This is a genomic window from Falsihalocynthiibacter sp. S25ZX9, assembly GCF_041205405.1.
Taxonomy (GTDB): Bacteria; Pseudomonadota; Alphaproteobacteria; order Rhodobacterales; family Rhodobacteraceae; genus Falsihalocynthiibacter; species Falsihalocynthiibacter arcticus.
In genome coordinates, this window is record NZ_JBGFCD010000003.1 from 177,144 (window position 1) to 196,829 (window position 19,686).

At 53.7% G+C, this 19,686-nt stretch carries 26 protein-coding genes; 10 read left to right on the forward strand and 16 right to left on the reverse strand.

Going from position 1 to position 19,686, the window contains the following annotated elements; all coding sequences use genetic code 11:
- Nucleotides 1-30 precede the first annotated feature (30 nt).
- The 5 genes from smpB to AB9F29_RS05000 all read left to right on the forward strand — a co-directional run bounded on the left by smpB (nucleotide 31) and on the right by AB9F29_RS05000 (nucleotide 3,680).
- Nucleotides 31-513, forward strand: a complete 483-nt coding sequence (smpB, locus tag AB9F29_RS04980; RefSeq protein ID WP_335583769.1) for an SsrA-binding protein SmpB — start codon at nucleotides 31-33, stop codon at nucleotides 511-513.
- Between the two features lie 47 nt (nucleotides 514-560).
- Nucleotides 561-1,415: a 3-mercaptopyruvate sulfurtransferase gene (gene sseA / locus AB9F29_RS04985; protein WP_369754809.1), complete on the forward strand. Its 855-nt coding sequence runs from the start codon at nucleotides 561-563 to the stop codon at nucleotides 1,413-1,415.
- 1 nt (nucleotide 1,416) lies between these two features.
- Nucleotides 1,417-2,601: an aromatic amino acid transaminase gene (locus AB9F29_RS04990; protein ID WP_369754810.1), complete on the forward strand. Its 1,185-nt coding sequence runs from the start codon at nucleotides 1,417-1,419 to the stop codon at nucleotides 2,599-2,601.
- 113 nt (nucleotides 2,602-2,714) lie between these two features.
- Nucleotides 2,715-3,272, forward strand: a complete 558-nt coding sequence (locus AB9F29_RS04995) for a TetR/AcrR family transcriptional regulator (RefSeq protein WP_369754811.1) — start codon at nucleotides 2,715-2,717, stop codon at nucleotides 3,270-3,272.
- A gap of 42 nt (nucleotides 3,273-3,314) precedes the next feature.
- Nucleotides 3,315-3,680 (forward strand): META domain-containing protein, encoded by a 366-nt coding sequence (locus AB9F29_RS05000; protein WP_369754812.1) that lies wholly within the window; start codon nucleotides 3,315-3,317, stop codon nucleotides 3,678-3,680.
- Here the strand turns inward: AB9F29_RS05000 and recO are convergent.
- The 11 genes from recO to folK all read right to left on the reverse strand — a co-directional run bounded on the left by recO (nucleotide 3,677) and on the right by folK (nucleotide 12,388).
- Nucleotides 3,677-4,396, reverse strand: coding sequence for a DNA repair protein RecO (gene recO / locus AB9F29_RS05005; protein WP_369754813.1), 720 nt, complete (start codon nucleotides 4,394-4,396; stop codon nucleotides 3,677-3,679). The two genes, AB9F29_RS05000 and recO, sit on opposite strands and share 4 nt — an antisense overlap.
- A gap of 9 nt (nucleotides 4,397-4,405) precedes the next feature.
- Nucleotides 4,406-4,738 (reverse strand): DUF1491 family protein, encoded by a 333-nt coding sequence (locus tag AB9F29_RS05010; RefSeq protein ID WP_369754814.1) that lies wholly within the window; start codon nucleotides 4,736-4,738, stop codon nucleotides 4,406-4,408.
- Complete coding sequence (gene era, locus AB9F29_RS05015; RefSeq protein ID WP_039001827.1) at nucleotides 4,735-5,646, reverse strand: GTPase Era; 912 nt, start codon at nucleotides 5,644-5,646, stop codon at nucleotides 4,735-4,737. Before era ends, AB9F29_RS05010 begins: the two co-directional genes overlap by 4 nt.
- Nucleotides 5,643-6,329 (reverse strand): ribonuclease III, encoded by a 687-nt coding sequence (rnc, locus tag AB9F29_RS05020; RefSeq protein WP_369754815.1) that lies wholly within the window; start codon nucleotides 6,327-6,329, stop codon nucleotides 5,643-5,645. Before rnc ends, era begins: the two co-directional genes overlap by 4 nt.
- A gap of 117 nt (nucleotides 6,330-6,446) precedes the next feature.
- On the reverse strand, nucleotides 6,447-7,229 hold the full coding sequence (gene lepB / locus AB9F29_RS05025) for a signal peptidase I (RefSeq protein ID WP_039001825.1): 783 nt from the start codon (nucleotides 7,227-7,229) through the stop codon (nucleotides 6,447-6,449).
- Between the two features lie 76 nt (nucleotides 7,230-7,305).
- A complete protein-coding gene (acpS, locus tag AB9F29_RS05030) occupies nucleotides 7,306-7,710 on the reverse strand; it encodes a holo-ACP synthase (protein WP_369754816.1) in 405 nt (134 codons plus the stop codon).
- A 40-nt stretch (nucleotides 7,711-7,750) separates the two neighbouring features.
- The gene (locus AB9F29_RS05035; protein ID WP_369754817.1) at nucleotides 7,751-8,500 is read right to left on the reverse strand and encodes a pyridoxine 5'-phosphate synthase; all 750 of its coding nucleotides are present in this window, start codon (nucleotides 8,498-8,500) and stop codon (nucleotides 7,751-7,753) included.
- Between the two features lie 42 nt (nucleotides 8,501-8,542).
- Nucleotides 8,543-9,190 (reverse strand): DUF2062 domain-containing protein, encoded by a 648-nt coding sequence (locus AB9F29_RS05040; RefSeq protein ID WP_039001822.1) that lies wholly within the window; start codon nucleotides 9,188-9,190, stop codon nucleotides 8,543-8,545.
- 22 nt (nucleotides 9,191-9,212) lie between these two features.
- Entirely contained in the window at nucleotides 9,213-11,336 is a 2,124-nt protein-coding gene (locus tag AB9F29_RS05045; RefSeq protein WP_335583778.1) for a bifunctional (p)ppGpp synthetase/guanosine-3',5'-bis(diphosphate) 3'-pyrophosphohydrolase, read from the reverse strand.
- 25 nt (nucleotides 11,337-11,361) lie between these two features.
- Nucleotides 11,362-11,718 (reverse strand): DNA-directed RNA polymerase subunit omega, encoded by a 357-nt coding sequence (gene rpoZ, locus AB9F29_RS05050; RefSeq protein ID WP_039001820.1) that lies wholly within the window; start codon nucleotides 11,716-11,718, stop codon nucleotides 11,362-11,364.
- Nucleotides 11,719-11,794: 76 nt separating this feature from the next.
- Nucleotides 11,795-12,388 (reverse strand): 2-amino-4-hydroxy-6-hydroxymethyldihydropteridine diphosphokinase, encoded by a 594-nt coding sequence (folK, locus tag AB9F29_RS05055; protein WP_335583779.1) that lies wholly within the window; start codon nucleotides 12,386-12,388, stop codon nucleotides 11,795-11,797.
- Nucleotides 12,389-12,487: 99 nt separating this feature from the next.
- Between folK and AB9F29_RS05060 the strand changes: the two genes are divergently transcribed.
- The 4 genes from AB9F29_RS05060 to rnhA all read left to right on the forward strand — a co-directional run bounded on the left by AB9F29_RS05060 (nucleotide 12,488) and on the right by rnhA (nucleotide 15,180).
- Nucleotides 12,488-13,069, forward strand: coding sequence for an NYN domain-containing protein (locus tag AB9F29_RS05060; RefSeq protein WP_039001819.1), 582 nt, complete (start codon nucleotides 12,488-12,490; stop codon nucleotides 13,067-13,069).
- A 119-nt stretch (nucleotides 13,070-13,188) separates the two neighbouring features.
- Nucleotides 13,189-14,139: a 4-hydroxy-3-methylbut-2-enyl diphosphate reductase gene (gene ispH / locus AB9F29_RS05065; protein ID WP_369754818.1), complete on the forward strand. Its 951-nt coding sequence runs from the start codon at nucleotides 13,189-13,191 to the stop codon at nucleotides 14,137-14,139.
- The gene (locus AB9F29_RS05070; RefSeq protein ID WP_335583781.1) at nucleotides 14,136-14,729 is read left to right on the forward strand and encodes a class I SAM-dependent methyltransferase; all 594 of its coding nucleotides are present in this window, start codon (nucleotides 14,136-14,138) and stop codon (nucleotides 14,727-14,729) included. Before ispH ends, AB9F29_RS05070 begins: the two co-directional genes overlap by 4 nt.
- Nucleotides 14,722-15,180 carry a ribonuclease HI gene (rnhA, locus tag AB9F29_RS05075; protein WP_335583782.1) on the forward strand — a complete coding sequence of 153 codons (459 nt, stop codon included), beginning with the start codon at nucleotides 14,722-14,724 and terminating at the stop codon, nucleotides 15,178-15,180. Before AB9F29_RS05070 ends, rnhA begins: the two co-directional genes overlap by 8 nt.
- A 10-nt stretch (nucleotides 15,181-15,190) precedes the next feature.
- Here the strand turns inward: rnhA and fmt are convergent, their stop codons facing one another.
- The 3 genes from fmt to def (AB9F29_RS05090) are packed head-to-tail and all read right to left on the reverse strand — an operon-like array spanning nucleotide 15,191 to nucleotide 17,121.
- Nucleotides 15,191-16,090, reverse strand: coding sequence for a methionyl-tRNA formyltransferase (gene fmt / locus AB9F29_RS05080; protein WP_369754819.1), 900 nt, complete (start codon nucleotides 16,088-16,090; stop codon nucleotides 15,191-15,193).
- Between the two features lie 15 nt (nucleotides 16,091-16,105).
- Complete coding sequence (gene def, locus AB9F29_RS05085; protein WP_039001815.1) at nucleotides 16,106-16,603, reverse strand: peptide deformylase; 498 nt, start codon at nucleotides 16,601-16,603, stop codon at nucleotides 16,106-16,108.
- Nucleotides 16,600-17,121, reverse strand: a complete 522-nt coding sequence (gene def, locus AB9F29_RS05090) for a peptide deformylase (protein ID WP_369754820.1) — start codon at nucleotides 17,119-17,121, stop codon at nucleotides 16,600-16,602. Before def (AB9F29_RS05090) ends, def (AB9F29_RS05085) begins: the two co-directional genes overlap by 4 nt.
- 107 nt (nucleotides 17,122-17,228) lie before the next feature.
- Between def (AB9F29_RS05090) and AB9F29_RS05095 the strand changes: the two genes are divergently transcribed.
- Nucleotides 17,229-18,398, forward strand: a complete 1,170-nt coding sequence (locus AB9F29_RS05095) for a MalY/PatB family protein (protein ID WP_369754821.1) — start codon at nucleotides 17,229-17,231, stop codon at nucleotides 18,396-18,398.
- Between the two features lie 41 nt (nucleotides 18,399-18,439).
- On the opposite strand, the gene AB9F29_RS05100 is transcribed toward AB9F29_RS05095, so the two are convergent.
- Together AB9F29_RS05100 and cobM are read right to left on the reverse strand one after the other, a co-directional pair.
- Nucleotides 18,440-18,793 carry a hypothetical protein gene (locus tag AB9F29_RS05100; RefSeq protein WP_369754822.1) on the reverse strand — a complete coding sequence of 118 codons (354 nt, stop codon included), beginning with the start codon at nucleotides 18,791-18,793 and terminating at the stop codon, nucleotides 18,440-18,442.
- Between the two features lie 101 nt (nucleotides 18,794-18,894).
- Nucleotides 18,895-19,686 (reverse strand): precorrin-4 C(11)-methyltransferase, encoded by a 792-nt coding sequence (cobM, locus tag AB9F29_RS05105; protein WP_335583788.1) that lies wholly within the window; start codon nucleotides 19,684-19,686, stop codon nucleotides 18,895-18,897.

The window sequence follows — 19,686 nt, forward strand, 5'->3', positions numbered from 1 at the left end:
ATCCTAGACCACGCACATTAGATCATTCCCATGGCTAAAAAAGAAACCGCTGAAGACAGAAACTACAAAATCATCGCTGAAAACCGCCGCGCGCGGTATGATTACGCGATTGAGGACGACATTGAGTGCGGCATTATATTGCAAGGCTCTGAAGTCAAGTCTTTGCGCATTGGTCAAAGTAACATCGCCGAAAGCTATGCCGCCGTTGAGGATAACGAACTCTGGCTCGTGAACAGCTATATCGCGCCCTACAAACCGGCCGTTACTTGGGGACACGACGAGAAACGTCGCCGCAAACTAATGGTTAAAAAGAAAGAATTGGTGCGCCTCTGGCAGGCAACATCGCGCAAGGGGATGACGCTTATTCCACTGGTGATGTATTTCAACCATAAAGGCCATGTGAAGATCAAAATCGGCGTCGGTAAAGGCAAGCAAAATCACGACAAACGTGCCTCTGACGCTAAACGCGACTGGGGCCGCCAACAACAACGCATATTGCGAGACCGCGGCTAACATGGCCCGATCACGCAGCCTGTAGAGTAGAAGATTAAGGGGTACCAATGCCATATAATGATCCCAAAACGCTCGTGTCTACGGACTGGCTCGCCCAGCATTTGAACGACCCTGACCTGCGCATTCTGGATGCTTCATGGTACCTGCCCGATATGGGGCGCGATCCCAAAGCCGAGTACGACAAAGCCCATATTCCAGGCGCCCGGTTTTTCGACATCGAAGAGATTTCGGACCAGCGCAGCGCCTTGCCCCATATGGCGCCCCCCGTTGAGAAATTCATGAGTCGCATGCGCGCGATGGGCGTGGGTGACGGGCATCAAGTTGTGGTTTACGACGGAGCAGGCTTGTTTTCGGCGGCCCGCATATGGTGGTTGTTCCGCTTGATGGGCAAGACCGATATCGCCGTGCTGGATGGCGGCTTGGCAAAGTGGATTTCCCAAGGCCACCCCGTGGACGACAGCCCGCCAATTGTTCGCGACCGCCATATGACAACCTCACGACAAAACCACCTCGTGCGCGACGTAACGCAGGTTGCCTCGGCCTCCAAACTTGAGGACCACGAGATCATTGACGCCCGCAGTCCCGCCCGTTTTCGCGGCGATTCACCCGAGCCACGCAAAGGCCTGCGCGCGGGGCATATTCCAAATTCAAGCAACGTGCATTATGCCACCCTGTTAAAACCCGATGGCACAATGAAGGATCCCACCGCGATCAAGGCCGTTTTCCAAGCAGCCGGTGTGGACCTTTCGCGCCCCGCGATTACGACCTGCGGGTCTGGTGTGACTGCCGCGATTCTCTCTCTGGCGCTCGAAGTGATCGGGCACCGAAACCACGCGCTTTATGACGGTTCTTGGGCCGAATGGGGCATGTTCGATTATCTCAAAGCTGAAACAGGGGCCTAGAATGCTCACCAACTTAACCGCACAACCCGCAGACAAAATCCTTGAACTGGTCGGCATGTATCGCGCTGATCCGCGCGACACCAAAATCGATCTCGGCGTCGGCGTCTATAAGGACGCGAGCGGCAACACGCCCGTTATGCGCGCCGTAAAGATCGCTGAAAAGCAACTCTGGGAACGCGAAACCACGAAGTCTTACACGGGCCTCGCGGGGGATCCTGCGTTTCACGATGCGATGATTGACCTCGTCCTTGGCACGTCGGTTGCTCGGGATCGTATCGCAGCGGCTGCTACGCCAGGTGGCACGGGCGCTATTCGCCAAGCTATGGAACTCATCAAAATGATGAGCCCAGACGCGACAATTTGGCTTTCGAATCCAACATGGCCAAACCATCCCTCTATTGTCAAATACGTCGGGCTTTCCATGCGGGAATATCGCTACTTTGATGCCGAAACTGGTGGTGTTGATTTTGCAGGGATGGCCGAAGATTTGGCCAACGCAAAACCCGGTGATGTCGTGTTGTTGCATGGCTGCTGTCACAACCCAACTGGCGCAAATTTGACCCTCCCTGAATGGGCTGGGGTGATTTCCGTCCTTCAGGAGACAGGCGCAACGCCGATGATCGACATCGCCTATCAGGGCTTTGGCGACGGTCTCGAAGACGACGCTGCTGGCGTGCGGATGGTGGCCTCTGAAATGCCAGAATGCCTGATTGCTGCAAGTTGTTCCAAAAACTTCGGCGTTTACCGTGAGCGCACTGGCATCCTCATGGCCATTAGTGAGGACCCAAAAAACACGGCCGTCACACAGGGCAACTTGGCGTTCCTAAATCGCCAAAACTTTAGCTTCCCCCCCGACCACGGCGCACGTTTGGTGACGATGATTCTGACTGATCCGGAATTGCGTGCAGATTGGCAGGCGGAACTTGAAGAAGTTCGTTTGAATATGTTGTCCCTGCGCAAACAATTGGCACTAGAATTGCAAACACTTGCCAATTCTGACCGCTTCGGTTTCCTTGCTCAACATCGCGGCATGTTTTCACGCCTTGGAACCTCGCCTGAAATGGTCGCCAAACTGCGTGATCAACACGGCATTTACATGGTCAGTGACAGCCGTATGAACATCGCTGGCCTGAACGAAGAATCCGTCTCGATCCTTGCGAAAGCAATCATTGACGTAGGCATCTAAGCTAGAACACCCGTCGGGCATTTCCAAAAGGGTGCCCGACGCTTCCACTCCATACGCAAGCGTACGTTGTCGATTGTCGTTGCGCAGTAGTATACGACATCGTACGCTCACTTATGGCTGAAAAACCCAAGCGCCTCACCATCGAAGATTGGCTCGTTCTGGGCCTCCATTCACTGACGACCAGCGGCCCACAAGCCCTGCGTGCAGAACGCCTTGCACGCGATATTGGGGCAACAAAGGGGTCTTTCTATTGGCATTTCAAAGATGTAGCGGATTTTAAAACTGCACTTCTTCAATATTGGGAGCGCAGTACAACGCAGCACCCCGAGCCTGAGAACTCAAGCACACCTGCCGAGCGCCTTCTCGCACTGGCGAATACTCAGGAATCGGCGAGCGCTCCGAATGCGCTCTTTGCAAACGCAGCACTCGCAATGCGCGCCTGGGCCCGTGAGGACCAGATGGCCCAAGAGACACTCGCGCGCGTCGATCAAAGTCGGATCAACGATCTTGCCGAAATTCTTGCGGACCTCGACCTGACCAATCCTGATTTTCCACGCGCTATTTATGCAACCATGATCGGCCTAAAGGCCCTCTCGACTGGAAATTTCGATCAAGATCGCTCCGCCCTAACCAGCCTGCTTGCCGCAATTGTCGCCCTTGCCGAAAGCTAAGTTTGGTGGCAATCTTGGGCGATGATACGTGCCGTTTTTGTAATGTTATTCGGACTATCCTCCTGCCAAGGGGATGAAACGATCAGCGGCTACAGCGCCACTGGCGTCACATGGGTTTTAGAAAGCCTAAATGGCGTCGCATTTACAGCCTCGGCGAATCTGACTTTTCCTGGAGAAGGGGAAATTGCGGGGAAAGCCCCCTGCAACGCCTACTTTGGCGCGCAAACAGCGCCCTATCCGTGGTTCGCACTCGAAGACTTTGGAAGCACTAAAATGGCCTGTGCCGACATGGACCAAGAAAGCGCGTACTTCACAGCACTTGCGGCAATGACGATCGCCGAGGTCGCTGGCAGCACACTGATCCTCACTAACGACGATGGCGGCGAAATGGTTTTTAAGGGTGACTAGCGCTTCAAAAGGTCGATCAGTCTTTGGCGCGCGGCGGGCAAATCCCTATCACCGAGAGCCACTGCCAAACGGTTCTTTAGAAAGTATCCCGTCGTTTCTAGACCTTGCATGATTTCCTCATCCGTCACCGAGCTTTGCCCCAAAAGACATTGCGGCAATGGCAATAAACGGCTGGCCCATTCCCCAGCACCTGCACGACTGACCGCCCGCGCAGATTTAGGCGAAACATAGATCAGATCGTCACGACTGCCCGTCACAGCACAGCGGCGCAAGTCCATACCAAACCCCATTTCTTCGAGTAAATTCGCCTCCCATCTGAGATAGGCAAGCGGCCACGCGTCTGTCATGGACAGTAAATCCAAGAGGGATATAGACGTCGAATATATTGGCTTATGCGGCTCTCGTTCAGGGAGACAGAAAGCCAAGAGCGCGGTGATCGCGTTGAGCCCTGCTAGGGCCAATCGGTCGTCCATCACAAGGGCTGCGCGCGTCCGAATGGGCTCGACTGTAAACGCCCCCATATGCTGCTCCAATCGCGCGCGCCACGTCAGAGATAGCTCGGCTCCCGGCTGGAGAATGGGTGCAAGCTTGCGGCTCGTCCCGCCACGCACAACGCCTGTATAGCGCCCACGCTCCGGCGTAAGCACGTCGATAATCGCGGAGGTTTCCCCGTGCCGACGAACCGTCAATACTGTGCCTTGGTCACGCCATTCCATGCGCTTAAACTAGTCCGCAAATCCCGGTTCGTCGAGCAAATGACGACCGGCGCGGTCCTCGACTTCGATCACCCAAAGGTCTGGATCAAAACTGCATTGTTTTTTAATCGCTTTATCGACGCCGGGTTCATCCCCCTTGCGGAGGGAAATCCAAGCCCGTTCACCTGTCATCAGGTCAAAACTTTTCTGAAAAACCTCAGCCTGACCATCGAGGGTATTGAGCTTCACCAGTACGGCCCCAGCGGTTAGGTCCCCTTTTGAGGTAACAAACGCTGGAATATCCTTAAGTCGAAGCCGCGTCAGATACGCCGCGACCCAAAAATCTGCCGTGAGTCGTGTCATACGTTCCCATCTTTGAAGGACAGACCCATTTCATCGTAACGCTCTGATTCTTCAAGCCAATTTGGCCGTACTTTAATCTGAAGAAACAGATGCACTTTGCGATCAAGGAAGGCTTCCATCTCTTCGCGGGCGGCGGTCCCGATGGCTTTGATCGACTCGCCTTTATTGCCCAGAACGATGCCTTTGTGGCCGTCGCGCATCACGTAAATCAGTTGATCAATGCGCACCGATCCATCTTTGCGGTCTTCCCATTTTTCCGTTTCAACCGTCAGCTGATACGGCAATTCCTGATGCATCCGCAGAGTCAGTTTCTCGCGCGTCATTTCGGCGACGATCATCCGCAACGGAAGATCGGCAATTTGGTCTTCGGGGTAAAGCCACGGGCCAACAGGCATTTCATCGGCGAGCCACTTGCGTAACGCGCCAACCCCGTGACCTTTTTCAGCTGAGATCATGAACGTCTCGGTGAAGGGGAATTTTTCGTTCATTTCGGCGGCCAAACCAAGGAGGGTTTCGGCCTTAACGCGGTCAATTTTATTGATCGCAAGCGCAATGCGGCGGCCTTCTGCGAATTCAGAGAGGGTTTCGAGCATCATGGCGACGCCCTCGGTCAAACCACGGTTCGCCTCAATCAACAGCACCACAACCTCGGCATCGGCAGCGCCCCCCCAAGCCGCAGCAACCATTGCGCGGTCCAGACGGCGACGGGGGCGAAATACGCCCGGCGTGTCGATAAAGACAATCTGGCTATCGCCTTCGATGGCTACGCCGCGAATACGGGTTCGGGTCGTTTGAACCTTATGCGTTACGATTGAGATTTTGGCCCCAACCATGAAGTTAAGAAGTGTGGATTTTCCCGCGTTTGGTTCGCCAATCAGGGCAACAAATCCGGCGCGTTTTTCGGTCATGACTTTCCTTCCAGCTGCATGAGCAGCGCGGTGGCAGCGGCTTGTTCAGCTTGCCGTTTTGATCCAGCGGTCGCGCGATAGGCGTCGCCGCTTTGAAGCTGAACTTCTATTGTAAAAATCGGGGCGTGATCGGGGCCTGAGCGCGCGATCTCGACATATTTTGGGGGATGCTGTTTGCGAGCCTGTGCCCACTCTTGGAGCGAAGTTTTTGCATCGCGCGCGTCAGCCTCAACCGTTGTGATACGTTTGCCCCAGTGACGCAAAACAAACGCACGGCCCACCTCAAATCCGGCGTCCTGATAGACGGCCGCGATCAAGGCTTCCATGGCATCTGCGAGGAGGGCTTCTTTGCGACGGCCACCGGAAATCATCTCTGAACGGCCAAGCTTCAAAACGGTTCCAAGGCCAATTTCACGCGCAACATCGGCGCAGGTTTCTTTGCGCACGAGCGCATTGAAACGCGGCGCAAGAACGCCTTCGCTGGCATTTTTATCCGCTTGCAGCAGGGCCTCGGCGATCACCAAACCCAAGATACGGTCCCCAAGAAACTCGTCTCGCTGGTTATCATCACGGGTAACTGAGGACATCGAGCTATGCGTCACAGCCCGCAACAATAGGGCGGGGTCTGCAAAATCATGCTCTATTAGGGCGCAAAAGGCCTTTAATTCTGCGGCTATTTTCACCGATCGTCCTTCAAATTACTAAAACCTCACGAGATGCCTTTTGGAATCGCTCCACGGGCGATGGGATGGCCTATCAGTTTCTAGACCAAGTTTAAACCACACATGACAAGTGTCGCGTTATTCAACCGCTTTAAAGAAACGGTCGCCGCGCCATGTCCAAAATGCAAACAACGATTTCCCTGCCGACGAGAAAACAATCCGATCCGCACGACCAACCAGATTTTCAAACGGTACCATACCAACACCACCAGCATTCTGCGGAACGCGGCTGTCGCTTGAATTATCGCGGTTGTCACCCATAAAGAAATAATGCCCTTCGGGTACAATAGACGCTTGCGTATTATCCAATTGTTGATCGGTGAAATTCAAGATCGAGTGGGTCACACCGCCGGGAAGCGTTTCAAGGAATTTATCTTTCACACACTCGCCGTCGGGGCCGGGGCGCGTAATACATGCAGGCAAATTGCCAGCGGAGCCTTGTGGCGCATAGTTTTCTACAAATAGGCCATCAGGAACCTGAACCGCCTCTTCGTCGTTGATGAACACAACACTATCAATCACTTGAACCTTGTCGCCAGGAAGGCCGATAAGACGCTTAATGTAATCCACGCCTGATGTCGGGTGGCGGAACACAATCACATCGCCGCGATCAGGTTCAGACCCCAAAATGCGCCCCGTAATCGGACAGGCAGAAAAGGGGCAGGAATAGCGCGAATACCCATACGCCATTTTGTTCACAAATAGGAAGTCACCGATTAAAAGCGTGTCTTTCATCGAACCCGACGGAATCCAAAATGGTTGAAAAAACAAGGTCCGAAAAATGCCCGCGATGATCAGCGCCCAAAAAACGGTTTTCACGGTTTCCAGAATGCCGTCTTCTTTTTTCTCGATGGTTTTCATTTTCGTGCCTGTTCTGTTCAAAATATCTTAGCGCTACATGCGGCCCGCGCGGTTGAGTGTCAAGTTTTAGCCGCGTTTACACATTATTTGGGTGTGCTTCGATCACAACGAACGCCTGTGCCCACGGGTGATCGTCGGTTAAGGTGACGTGAATGATCGCCGTGTGTCCCGCGGGGGTCATTTTCGCGAGCCGCTCTTTGGCCCAACCGGTCACTTCCATCACCGGTTGACCAGTGCGAAGATTGCTCACGGCCATATCTTTCCAACTGATGCCCATAGCAAGCCCCGTTCCGAGCGCCTTGGAACAGGCTTCCTTGGCAGCCCAGCGCTTGGCATAAGTGCCAGCAACATCGCGCCGTCGCTCAGCTTTTCTTTGCTCAACTTCGGTAAAAACGCGATTTTTGAAGCGATCACCAAACCGATCCAAAGTCCCTTGAATACGCTCGATATTCGCGAGGTCGCTTCCGATCCCCAGTATCATAGGGGCACCACTTTGCCGTCACTTACCACAATGCAATCGTTCAAGCTCTTGCCTCATCCATCAACCGCCGCATTTCTGCCATGGCGGGCGTAAGGCCACGAAAGATGCTTTCGCCAATCAGAAAGTGGCCGATATTAAGCTCGACAACCTCGGGGAACGCCGCAATCGGTTTGACGGTTTCATAGGTCAGCCCGTGGCCCGCATGCACCTCAAGACCCAGCGAATGGGCAAACTGTGACATTTCCCGCAAGCGCTCAAGTTCAACATCGCGAGCGTCAAAGCGCCCTTCGGCGTGGGCATCACAATAGGCGCCAGTGTGCAGCTCAATAACGGCTGCACCAATGCGGTGGGCCGCTTCGATTTGACGTGGCTCTGCGGCGATAAAGATAGAAACGCGACAGCCCGCATCCCGCAAAGGAGCTATAAAATGCGCCAGTGCATTTTCCTCGCGGGCAACTTCGAGCCCCCCCTCAGTCGTGCGTTCTTCGCGTTTTTCCGGCACGATACAAACGGCATGCGGTTTGTGACGAAGCGCGATATCTTGCATTTCTTTCGTCGCGGCCATTTCAAAATTCAGCGGAATCGAGAGTGCTTCCATCAACCCGTCAATATCGGCATCGCCAATATGGCGGCGATCTTCGCGCAAATGCGCTGTGATACCGTCGGCACCCGCTTGCTGTGCCAAAACTGCGGCGCGTACGGGATCGGGTGTGTCCCCGCCGCGAGCATTACGCACCGTCGCGACGTGGTCGATATTTATACCTAATCTAAGTTTCTCTACTTGCGCCATTTCGTGATTCCCTAAACCGATTTACGCAGCACGTTAACGAGATCAAGCCGAGCCGTCAGCCTTCTTTGCCGCCTTCTTGCGCAACTCATCAAGTTTTTTCTTAAGCCGTCCGCGCCGACGCTTTTGATAGACCGCGATCAAGGGCACCGAAAGGTAGTACACAACCACACCAGAGATGATCCCTGGGATAATACCACCAATCAAATACGGTAGGAACAAGGAGTGGTAAAACCCATCAATACTGGACCAATGCGGCTCTGCATCGGTAAAAATTGCCCAAATATTCGTTTTAATTTCTCGGCCTACTGCCGAAAACCTCGCCAAAAGATCCGCTTGATCGGGCTGGCGAAACGGGTGACCCAACATCCATTTGCCAAGCTGAATGCAGAGCGGTGCGATAATTGGAAAGGTGAGGGGATTGCCGAAAAACGTGCCCAGAAGCGCGGCCATAATATTACCGCGCATAAGTTTGGCCAAAATAACAGCAATCAGAAAATGCATGCCAAACAATGGGGTAAAGCTTGTGAGAACACCTGCGAACAACCCGCGCGCAATTTTATGCGGGGGGTCGGGTAGCCTGTGAAGCCGATGCCGAACGTAGCGAAACGCGCGCGACCAGCCGCCCTTGGGATAAAAGAAATCCGCGACGGCCTGCCATATGGGGCGTCTATCACGGCGTTTAAAAACCAAGTTGCGTTCCTCTGTCTTAGCTCTAGGCCGGTTTACGCGACGGATCGCGATGACGTTTCAAAGAAGCAACGTTCTCTTCGACCTCTAAGGCATTCATCACCATGTGCAAGTGTTCAGCGTCCCGCACATCTATATCTATCAGAAGGCGGAAGAAATCTGAATTCTTGTCCGAGAAGTGCATATCCGAGATATTTGCACCTTGCGCTCCAATTAGTGTGCACATGCGTCCCAGCACGCCAGCGTCGTTGGTAATGGTAATATTTATCGTCACCGTATGCACGGCGGGGTGGCGCCCGGAGTGCCAATGAAGATCAACCCACCGATCAGTTTGCTCTTCATATTCGGACAACACCGGACAGTCGATGCCGTGCACAACAACACCTTCGCCACGATATGTGATCCCGACGATGCGCTCGCCCGGAACAGGCTGACAACATTTCGCGCGGCGAAAACTTTGCCCAGGGGACAGGCCGACAACGGCGCGCGCCACGTCAATTTCATCACCCGAACTAGCCGCTAGTTCAGGGAAGACGATGGAAACGGCGTCACTTGCGGAAAGTTCGGCACTGCCCAAACGTGCGAGAAGTTCTGAAGAATTCGCAAGGCCAAGCTGGACCGCGGCGCGCTGCAACGTTTTTTCTGTGGCGCGCTTGCCAATATGATCAAACGCAACGCGGGCAAGTTCTCGCCCGAGCTTAATAAACCGATCCCGATCTTCGACGCGAAGGCTCCGACGGATTGCGGCGCGGGCCCGTCCAGTGACCGCAATATCCAACCAAGTCGCTTGCGGGCGTTGACCCTCGGCCGTTATAATCTCAACCGATTGTCCGTTCTTAAGGCGTGTCCAAAGCGGTACGCGTAATCCGTCCACCTTGGCACCCACACAACTATCGCCAATGCGCGTGTGGATGGCATAGGCAAAATCAAGCGGTGTCGCGCCACGAGGTAATTTCTCAACCGCGCCTTTTGGTGTAAAACAAAAGACCTGATCCGAGTACATTTCGAGCTTCACATGCTCTAGAAATTCGTCGTGATCCTCGGCGTTGGAAAACCGCTCGGCAAGGCCGGAAATCCATTTCGCCGGATCGATGGCGAAGGGGTTTTCGGTGCGCACACCATCGCGATACGACCAATGCGCCGCGACGCCGCTTTCGGCAACATCGTGCATTTGGCGACTGCGAATTTGAACTTCAACGCGCTTGGCGTCCCGCCCCGAGACAGTGGTATGAATCGATCGGTAACCATTTGATTTTGGCTGACTAATGTAATCTTTGAACCGTTCAGGAACCGCGCGCCACCGTCGGTGAATAGCCCCCAAAACCCGATAACAATCTGCGTCTTGCCGCGTAATAACGCGGAAACCATAGATGTCGGAAAGGCGCGAGAAACCTATGCCCTTTTCCTCCATTTTTCGCCAGATTGAGTAGGGTTTTTTCGCTCGACCATAAACGTCGGCCTCTATTCCCTCCGCCTCAAGCTCCGTACGAATGTCATGGGTAATTTTTTGGATCACGTCGCCCGTTTCACGCTGCAACATCACAAAGCGGCGAATGATCGAATTGCGCGCATCGGGGTTGAGTACGCGGAAAGCCAAGTCTTCCAACTCTTCGCGCATCCATTGCATCCCCATGCGGCCTGCGAGGGGGGCAAAAATATCCATGGTTTCGCGCGCTTTTTGGGCCTGTTTTTCTGCGCGCATCGCCTTGATCGTCCGCATATTGTGGAGACGGTCTGCGAGTTTAATCAGGATGACGCGCATGTCCTTAGACATCGCCATAAACAGCTTGCGAAAATTCTCGGACTGTTTGGTTTCACTGCTGGAAAGCTGCAAGTTGGTCAGCTTGGTAACGCCGTCCACAAGCTCGGCAACTTCCGTTCCGAACAGTTCCTGAATTTCTGAATAGGTGGCTTTGGTGTCTTCGATCGTATCATGCAGCAGGGCGGTGATGATCGTGGCATCATCCAATTGTTGCTCGGTTAAAATTGCGGCAACAGAAACGGGATGTGTGAAATATTCCTCGCCCGACTGACGCATTTGACCGACGTGCATCTCGCGGCCATAGGCATAGGCCGCGGCGATCTTGGCTTCGTCAGTGTTTGGATTGTAGTTGCGGACCAGTTGGATCAGGTCGTCGACTTCGATCATCCAGTCCGCCTCTTTCGCGTCTTGCTTATTGCTGCCCTTGCGCTTCCATAAGAGCGCGCAGCAAGTTTTCTTCAGACATATCGTCCTCAGCTGGTTTGTCAGCAGGCTCAGCCCCCATCAACAACGCCATATCGTCAGCTTCAGGCTCATCGACTTCGATCTGAGTTTGGTTGCTCTCGATCATCCGTTCGCGCAAATCCTCAGCGGACTGTGTCTCATCTGCGATTTCACGCAGCGCAACCACGGGGTTTTTGTCATTGTCGCGATCAACTGTGATCGCAGACCCAGCCGTAATTTCACGTGCGCGATGGGATGCAAGCATCACCAACTCAAAGCGGTTAGGAACTTTATCAACGCAATCTTCAACCGTAACGCGGGCCATGGGCACTCCAATGCAAATCGGGGTTTAGAAGAGGTCTATTTAGTAGCTTGACGCGGCAATGACAAGCCCGAAAACCCTAGGTTCTAAGGGGAATAATAGCGGATTTTTCGCTTTCTGATAGAGCATTCAGCATCTCGGCGACTGATTCGCCTGTCACGGGGTGTTTCCAAGTCGGAAAAACGTCGTTTAACGGCACCAGAACGAAGGCGCGATCCTGCAGCCGTGGATGGGGCAAGATGAGTTGGTCCGGCGTCAGTGCTTTTTGCCTCTCCATTGGCAAATCCCGCCAGTATGAGAAGGTTTCCACATCAGGTTGAATTCCGTCTCCCCATGCGATGAGGTCAATATCCAAAGTGCGGTCAGCCCACCTGCTTTCACGCGTACGATCATGTTTAGCCTCGATAGCGTGCAACCGGCTCAGAACCTCTCGCGCGATAAGTGGCCCCGAGACCACGGCAACTGCATTCACAAAATCCGCCCCCTGATTCGCGGGAAAAAACGGTGAGTGATAAAATTGGCTGGTTTTTTTAAGAGTTATCCCTACGTCACCTAAATCAACCAAGGCGCGCCGCAATCGCTCTAGCGGTTGAAATTGCGGCGTAATAACGTTCGAACCCAAGGATACTATGCCTATTGTTTCAGCATTGTGACACTCTGTGGGTTGCGGCATTCGTTAAAATCCTTAAATTTACATAACCTTTGCTCGCACAATATCCTAATCACTCACTCACGGAAACCAGAGCAAAGTATTTTTGGAAGGACATATTTTATGTTTTATCGAGACGAACGACTGGCGTTGTTCATTGATGGCTCGAATCTGTATGCCGCTGCTAAATCACTTGGGTTTGACATTGACTATAGACTCTTGCGTCAAGAATTTATGCGCCGGGGAAAACTACTTCGGGCCTTTTACTACACGGCCCTGCTTGAAAACGACGAATATTCACCCATTCGTCCGCTCGTAGATTGGCTTCATTACAACGGCTTCACGATGGTGACAAAACCGGCGAAGGAATATACTGATTCCATGGGGCGCCGGAAAGTCAAAGGCAACATGGACATCGAACTCACTGTTGATGCCATGGAACTTGCACCACATGTCGACCATGTTGTTCTCTTTTCGGGGGACGGTGATTTTCGCCCCCTCGTTGAGAGCTTGCAGCGTCAAGGCGTGCGTGTTTCGGTTGTTTCGACAATCCGCAGCCAACCTCCGATGATTTCGGACGAGTTGCGTCGTCAAGCCGACAACTTCATCGAACTTGATGAGCTTAAGGATGTGGTTGGGCGCCCACCTCGTGAGCCCAACTCTGAAGAAGATGCGGCTCCGACGATGATGGCAGAGCAAGAATAAACTGAACCGGGATCCATTGGGCCCCGGTTTTCGTTTCAAGCTGATGCTTTTTACCCACGCGCCTCTTTACCAATAACGCACGAACGCATACCTCTGGGACATCAACCAATGAGGCACCCATGCAAAAACCTCCCCTTACCCTTTATCTTGCCGCACCGCGCGGATTCTGTGCGGGGGTTGTACGTGCGATCAAAATCGTCGAAATGGCCCTCGAAAAATGGGGTGCTCCTGTTTATATGCGCCACGAAATTGTTCACAACAAATATGTTGTAGATGAGCTTCGGGCCAAAGGCGCCGTCTTTGTCGAAACTCTGGCGGAATGTCCCGATGATCGTCCCGTTATCTTTTCGGCGCATGGCGTTGCAAAATCCGTACCTGCCGCCGCCCAAGCCCGCGACATGTTGTTTGTCGATGCCACCTGCCCCCTCGTGAGCAAAGTTCACATTGAGGCCGAGCGCCATGCCGAACGCGGCTTGCAAATGGTCATGATCGGCCACAAAGGCCACCCCGAAACCGTCGGTACAATGGGGCAATTGCCCGAGGGCGAAGTGCTCCTTGTGGAAACTCCCGAAGACGTAGCGCACCTCGTTGTGCGCGACGTGGAAAAGCTGGCATATATTACGCAAACAACGCTCTCAGTCGATGACACGGCCCTCATCGTAGAAGCCCTCAAAACGCGCTTCCCCGCCATCATTGCCCCCCACAAAGAAGACATCTGCTACGCCACGACCAATCGCCAAGAAGCGGTCAAGGCGATGGCACCAAGTTCGGACGCGATCCTTGTAATCGGCGCTCCAAACAGCTCCAATTCCAAACGCCTTGTAGAGGTTGCAGCAGCTGCTGGCTGCTCCTATGCGCAACTTGTTCAGCGTGCCCATGACATCGATTGGCGTGCCCTTGAGGGCATCAAGTCGGTCGGCGTGACGGCGGGTGCGAGTGCGCCGGAAATTCTGGTCAATGAGGTCATCGACGCCTTCAAAACCCGCTATGACGTCACCGTAAAATTCGTTGAGACCGCCGAAGAAAACGTTGAATTTAAGGTCCCCCGCGTGTTGCGCGAGGCCGTGTGAGCGTCGACAAAGAAACCCTCGCCGTCTATGAAGCCCGTGCCAGCGACTACGCCAAAATGGTGGAAACTGACGCGCCCTTCCCCGCCCTAGACGCGTTCATTGCGCGACTGCCAATGGGCGCAACCGTTTTGGATTTGGGATGTGGCTCAGGGCGCGCATCGGCCCGCATGATCGCCGCAGGTTTGAACGTCGACGCCCGCGACGCAAGCCCTGCCATGATTGCACAGGCACGCGCACTTCATGGTGTTGAAGCGCAACTCGCGACCTTTGACGACATTTCCGGCGATGATATTTACGACGGCGTTTGGGCGAACTTCTCACTTCTCCACGCCTCCAAAGCTGATTTACCACGGCACCTCGTGGCCCTCCACCGCGCCCTAAAACCCACAGGGCATCTGCATCTTGGAATGAAAACCGGAACAGCAGAAATTCGCGATGGCATTGGCCGGTTTTATGCGCTTTATACCCAAGAAGAACTCGACCACATTTTAACAAACGTCGGCTTTCAAATCTCGCGCTGTGCCTTTGGCCAAGACGTGGGACTGGATGGCGTCACTGCACCTTGGATACTTATAACCGCCCATGTCTGAACTATATGCTTATACCGACGGCGCTTGCAGTGGAAATCCAGGGCCGGGTGGCTGGGGCGCTATTCTCATTGCCCGCGAAGGCAAAACCGTTGTCAAAGAACGCCCTCTTTGTGGCGGGGCCGCCGATACCACGAACAATCGCATGGAACTTATGGCAGCTATTAGCGCCCTCGAAGCGCTGGAGCGTCCGTCAAAGCTTACCCTCGTGACCGACAGCAATTATGTCAAAGATGGCCTCACGAAATGGATCTTTGGCTGGAAGAAAAACGGCTGGAAAACTGCGGCCAAAAAACCCGTAAAAAACGAAGACCTTTGGAAGCGTTTAGACGCGGCAAACGCCCGTCACGACGTTTCGTGGCAATGGGTTAAAGGCCACGCGGGCCACCCAGAAAACGAACGCGCCGACGAACTTGCCCGCCAAGGCATGGAACCTTTCAAGAAAAAGCGCTAGATTTTCGGGCCTAGATCAGCACTTCTGGCAGGGTAAGGCCGCGCAAAATATCGGCTGGAGACATGGGTTTTTTACCCTGTCTCTGCGCCAAAAGGATTTCAACCGCCCCCGTCGCACAGGCAATTGTCATACCGTCCAAAACTGTTCCAGCAGGGGCCGCACCCACTTTCGTACGAGATGCTAAAAGCTTGAGGCGCTCGCCGCTCACGTCGCACCATGCTCCCGGAAAGGGCGACAAACCACGGATTTTACGGTCAACCTCTTCGGCGCTTTGGCCCCAGTCAATCCGCGCTTCGGATTTGTCGATTTTCGAGGCATAGGTTACGCCAATATCAGATTGCGCAACGGCTTCAAGTTTTGGCAATTTTTCGAGTGCGGTCACAATCAGGCGCGCGCCTATTTCGCAAAGACGGTCATGCAATTGCACGGTCGTTTCCTCGACACCAATGGCCGTCGCTTCGCGCAACAAAACAGCGCCGGTATCAAGACCCGCGTCCATCTGCATGATGCAAATACCCGTCTCTGGATCACCCGCCATAATCGCCCGATGGATTGGTGCCGCCCCGCGCCAACGGGGTAAAAGCGACGCGTGAATATTAAGGCATCCCTTTTTCGGCGCATCCAAAATGGCTTGCGGTAGGATTAGACCATAGGCAACCACAACGGCGATATCCGCCCCAAGCGCCGCAAAGTCCTCTTGGGCTTCGGGCGTTTTGAGGGAAACAGGCGTGCGCACCTCAAGGCCAAGGGCTTCCGCTTTTTGTTGCACGGGGCTAGGACGGTCTTTTTTACCACGTCCCGCAGGGCGCGGCGGCTGGCAATACACTGCGGCGATCTCGTGGCCCGCAGCAACCAAAGCCTCAAGGACGGGAACCGAAAATTCCGGTGTCCCCATAAAAATAACGCGCATAGCAGTGTCCTCTCGCTAGCCTTGCAGTTTTTTGGCCTTGCGCAGCAGCATGTCTCGTTTCATTTTTGACAGGTGGTCAAAATACATTCTACCATTCAGATGGTCGATTTGATGCTGAACCGAAGTTGCCCAGACGCCCACGAAATCGCGCTCTTGTTCAAGGCCTTCGGAATTCAAAAACCGTACCGTAACAGCGCGTGGTCTGGTGATCGTCGCCGAAACGCCGGGTAAATTTGGGCTGGCTTCTTCGTGGTCGCGCATCTTGCCACTGGCATGCAAAACCTCGGGATTAGCGAGCAAAACAACCTGCCCCCGTTCCTGAGAGCAATCCACAACGGCAAGGCGTTGCAACACGCCGATCTGAACGGCAGCAAGCCCCAAACCAGGCATCGCTTCCATTGTCTCAACCATATCTGCCCAAATGGCACGGGTGGCATCGGTAATTTCGGCCACCGGTTGGGCAACGGTGCGCAGGCGTTTATCGGGCCACGCAACGAACGGGCGCACACTCATTCGCGTGCCCTCTCTCGTTTAAGTTTCTGCATCCGACGCGTGATCATTTGGCGGCGTAACGGCTTGAGGTAATCAATGAACAATGTACCATTCAAATGATCAATTTCATGTTGCACACATGTCGCCCAAAGCGCATCAAATTTCGCCTCACGTGCGGCCCCTTCGGCATCGATCCATTTCACGCCAACTTCGGCGGAGCGTTCCACATCGCCAAACTGCTCAGGAATCGAAAGGCAACCTTCTTCATAGGTGTTGAGCGCCTCTGATTTCCACACCACTTCTGGGTTGAACATGATCATAGGCTCGGGGTCTGCGCCGTCTTCCTTCACGCAATCCAAAACGATCAACCGTTTTAAAATGCCGATTTGCGGCGCGGCAAGGCCAATACCGGGCGCGTTATACATCGTTTCAAGCATATCTTCCGCGAGGGATTTCAACGCTGGCGTGACGGTTTCGATGGCCTCAGCAGTCTTTTTGAGGCGCGGATCGGGATGAATAAGGATTGGGCGTATGCTCATATTTGTCATTTAGGGCATGATGCGCGCCGTTGCAATCTTTCTACCCCCTTGCAACTGCCTTTCATTTCGATAGCTTTGCAAAAAACTGGAAACGTCAAGGAACCAAAATGAAATTTGACACCATAATCGATCGACGCGGCACCCATTCCTCAAAATGGGATGGCATGGAAAAGATATACGGCGTGTCGCCAGAGGACGGTTTGTCAATGTGGGTCGCCGATACCGATTTTCGACCCCCAAAATGTGTCGGCGACGCGCTTCAGGGAATGATTGACCATGGCGTTTTTGGCTATTTCTCGGATGAAACTGACTATCGAGCGGCAATTTGTTGGTGGATGAAAAACCGCCATGGCTGGAGTTTTGATCCCAAAGCTATTTTTACAACCCATGGCCTCGTGAACGCAGTTGGTATTTGTTTGGAAGCTTACACAGCTCCAGACGACGGTGTGGTAATTTTCACCCCCGTTTACCATGCTTTTGCACGGATCATTTCCGCATCGGGCCGCAAAGTGGTTGAATGTCCATTGGTGGACAATAACGGTCGCTATGAAATGGATTTTGCGGCCCATGACGCCAAAATGACTGGCAAAGAAACCATGTTGATCCTCTGTTCGCCGCACAATCCCGGGGGGCGTGTCTGGACGCGTGGCGAGTTGGAAGCCGTGGTCGCATTTGCTATCCGGCACGATCTTACGCTTGTCTGTGATGAAATTCACCATGATGTGGTTTTTGACGGAGCAAAACACACGGCAATGCCGCTGATTAAGGGGGTAACGGATCGTCTTGTGATGCTGACTGCCCCGTCAAAAACCTTCAATATCGCTGGGGCCTACACGGGAAACGCAATTATCGAAGACCCAGATTTGCATCAGAAGTTTGCCGCAAGAATGAGCGCGCTCGGTCTGTCGCCAAATAGTTTTGGCCTTGTCGCGACAACGGCCGCCTATTCACCAGAAGGGGCCGAATGGGTGGATTCACTTGTGGCCTACATTGCTGAAAATAAACGTATTTTCGACGAAGGCATCAATACGATTCCGGGCCTAAAATCAATGCACCTCGAAGCGACATATCTGGCTTGGGTCGATTTTTCTGGTACGGGAATGTCGATGAGCGAAATTTCGGAGAGGGTGGCAAAAGTTGCCCGCATTGCCACAAATCAGGGGCCCACATTTGGTACAGGTGGAGAGGTTCACCTGCGGTTCAACATCGGAACGCAGCGATCCCGCGTTCAAGAAGCTGTATCGCGGATGCAAGCGGCCTTTGGGGATTTGCAATAGGTTGGACGGGCGTGGCAAGTAAGGTTGCGCCCTCCCCAATGCTATCTAGCGTGACCGATCAAGGCGACGGGGGCGTTATCCGAGACAGCAAAATCGAGCGCGGCCCGATCTGCGGCGACGGTGGCGCGCTTAAAATCAAAATGGATTTCATCGTCATGCGTTTCTGAAGCGACAATCAGACATTGATACAGGTGCCGACTTCCATCAAAAACATCCACCAACCCACGAATATGCGGCGCGTTTTTTGCCTCCAAAGAGAAGCCACGATCCCAAAACTTAAGAATCGGGAAGACATCCGGCCCCGTGTGCACACACAAACGGCTCCGCTTTCTTAAAGCGGCCATACGGGCCCGTTCAAGGCCTTCGCGTACTTCTTTGGGTAGAAAATCAGACATCACAACTCCGAGAATCAAATTACGACACAGCGCCGCTTCCGTTAAGCATGCCACAGAGGACGTGTAGGTCAAGTTAACCTTAACCCTCAAAACTGTTTCCCCTAGGTGTTGATGTCTTCGACCAAATCAACACCAGTTACAGGGCGCAGCACATGCGGCATGGTGGGATCATAAAGGGCGGAGTCCTTAAAGTCGCGCACTTCTCCAAGGGCTGGACCAACGAGAATAAGGGCGGTTCGCGTAATTTTCGCAGCACGGACCTTCTTGCGAATATCCGCCAAAGTTCCGCGCAACATCATCTCGTCGGGCCAGCCAACGCGATATGCCACTACCACAGGACAGTCTTCACCGTAATGCGGCACCAAAACCCGTTCGATTTCCCGCATATTACGGACCGCCAAATGGATCGCCAAAGTGGCCCCCGTACGGGCAAAATTATCAAGGGTTTCGCCCGCAGGCATAGAGGTCGACTGCATCGACATCCGTGTCAAAACAATGGATTGCGCGATTTCAGGAATAGTTAACTCTTGACCAAGGGCGGCGGCGGCGGCGGCATAGGCTGGCACACCCGGAATGATCTGATAATCGATTCCATCGGCTTTCAATCGCCGTATTTGCTCGGCAATCGCCCCGTAAAGCGACGGATCGCCTGAATGAACCCGCGCGACGTTTTCGCCCCGTTTGTGGGCCGCCAAGATTTCGGCGTGGGTGTCGTCCAAGGTCATTGGCGCTGTGTCCAAAACGCGTGCGCCTTCTGGGGCACATTCAACGACCTGTGGCGGCACCAGCGAACCCGCATACAAGCACACGGGACATTCACCAATCACACGCGCGGCTTTTAGGGTCAAAAGTTCCGGATCGCCGGGGCCTGCCCCGATAAAAAAGACTGTCAT

Coding starts and splice junctions, on each gene's coding strand:
- smpB (WP_335583769.1), top strand. CDS start 31: ATGGCTAAAAAAGAAACCGCTGAAGACAGAAACTACAAAATCATCGCT.
- sseA (WP_369754809.1), top strand. CDS start 561: ATGCCATATAATGATCCCAAAACGCTCGTGTCTACGGACTGGCTCGCC.
- AB9F29_RS04990 (WP_369754810.1), top strand. CDS start 1,417: ATGCTCACCAACTTAACCGCACAACCCGCAGACAAAATCCTTGAACTG.
- AB9F29_RS04995 (WP_369754811.1), top strand. CDS start 2,715: ATGGCTGAAAAACCCAAGCGCCTCACCATCGAAGATTGGCTCGTTCTG.
- AB9F29_RS05000 (WP_369754812.1), top strand. CDS start 3,315: ATGTTATTCGGACTATCCTCCTGCCAAGGGGATGAAACGATCAGCGGC.
- recO (WP_369754813.1), bottom strand. CDS start 4,396: ATGGAATGGCGTGACCAAGGCACAGTATTGACGGTTCGTCGGCACGGG.
- AB9F29_RS05010 (WP_369754814.1), bottom strand. CDS start 4,738: ATGACACGACTCACGGCAGATTTTTGGGTCGCGGCGTATCTGACGCGG.
- era (WP_039001827.1), bottom strand. CDS start 5,646: ATGACCGAAAAACGCGCCGGATTTGTTGCCCTGATTGGCGAACCAAAC.
- lepB (WP_039001825.1), bottom strand. CDS start 7,229: ATGAAAACCATCGAGAAAAAAGAAGACGGCATTCTGGAAACCGTGAAA.
- acpS (WP_369754816.1), bottom strand. CDS start 7,710: ATGATACTGGGGATCGGAAGCGACCTCGCGAATATCGAGCGTATTCAA.
- AB9F29_RS05035 (WP_369754817.1), bottom strand. CDS start 8,500: ATGGCGCAAGTAGAGAAACTTAGATTAGGTATAAATATCGACCACGTC.
- AB9F29_RS05045 (WP_335583778.1), bottom strand. CDS start 11,336: ATGATCGAAGTCGACGACCTGATCCAACTGGTCCGCAACTACAATCCA.
- rpoZ (WP_039001820.1), bottom strand. CDS start 11,718: ATGGCCCGCGTTACGGTTGAAGATTGCGTTGATAAAGTTCCTAACCGC.
- folK (WP_335583779.1), bottom strand. CDS start 12,388: ATGCCGCAACCCACAGAGTGTCACAATGCTGAAACAATAGGCATAGTA.
- AB9F29_RS05060 (WP_039001819.1), top strand. CDS start 12,488: ATGTTTTATCGAGACGAACGACTGGCGTTGTTCATTGATGGCTCGAAT.
- ispH (WP_369754818.1), top strand. CDS start 13,189: ATGCAAAAACCTCCCCTTACCCTTTATCTTGCCGCACCGCGCGGATTC.
- rnhA (WP_335583782.1), top strand. CDS start 14,722: ATGTCTGAACTATATGCTTATACCGACGGCGCTTGCAGTGGAAATCCA.
- fmt (WP_369754819.1), bottom strand. CDS start 16,090: ATGCGCGTTATTTTTATGGGGACACCGGAATTTTCGGTTCCCGTCCTT.
- def (WP_039001815.1), bottom strand. CDS start 16,603: ATGAGTGTGCGCCCGTTCGTTGCGTGGCCCGATAAACGCCTGCGCACC.
- def (WP_369754820.1), bottom strand. CDS start 17,121: ATGAGCATACGCCCAATCCTTATTCATCCCGATCCGCGCCTCAAAAAG.
- AB9F29_RS05095 (WP_369754821.1), top strand. CDS start 17,229: ATGAAATTTGACACCATAATCGATCGACGCGGCACCCATTCCTCAAAA.
- AB9F29_RS05100 (WP_369754822.1), bottom strand. CDS start 18,793: ATGTCTGATTTTCTACCCAAAGAAGTACGCGAAGGCCTTGAACGGGCC.
- cobM (WP_335583788.1), bottom strand. CDS start 19,686: ATGACAGTCTTTTTTATCGGGGCAGGCCCCGGCGATCCGGAACTTTTG.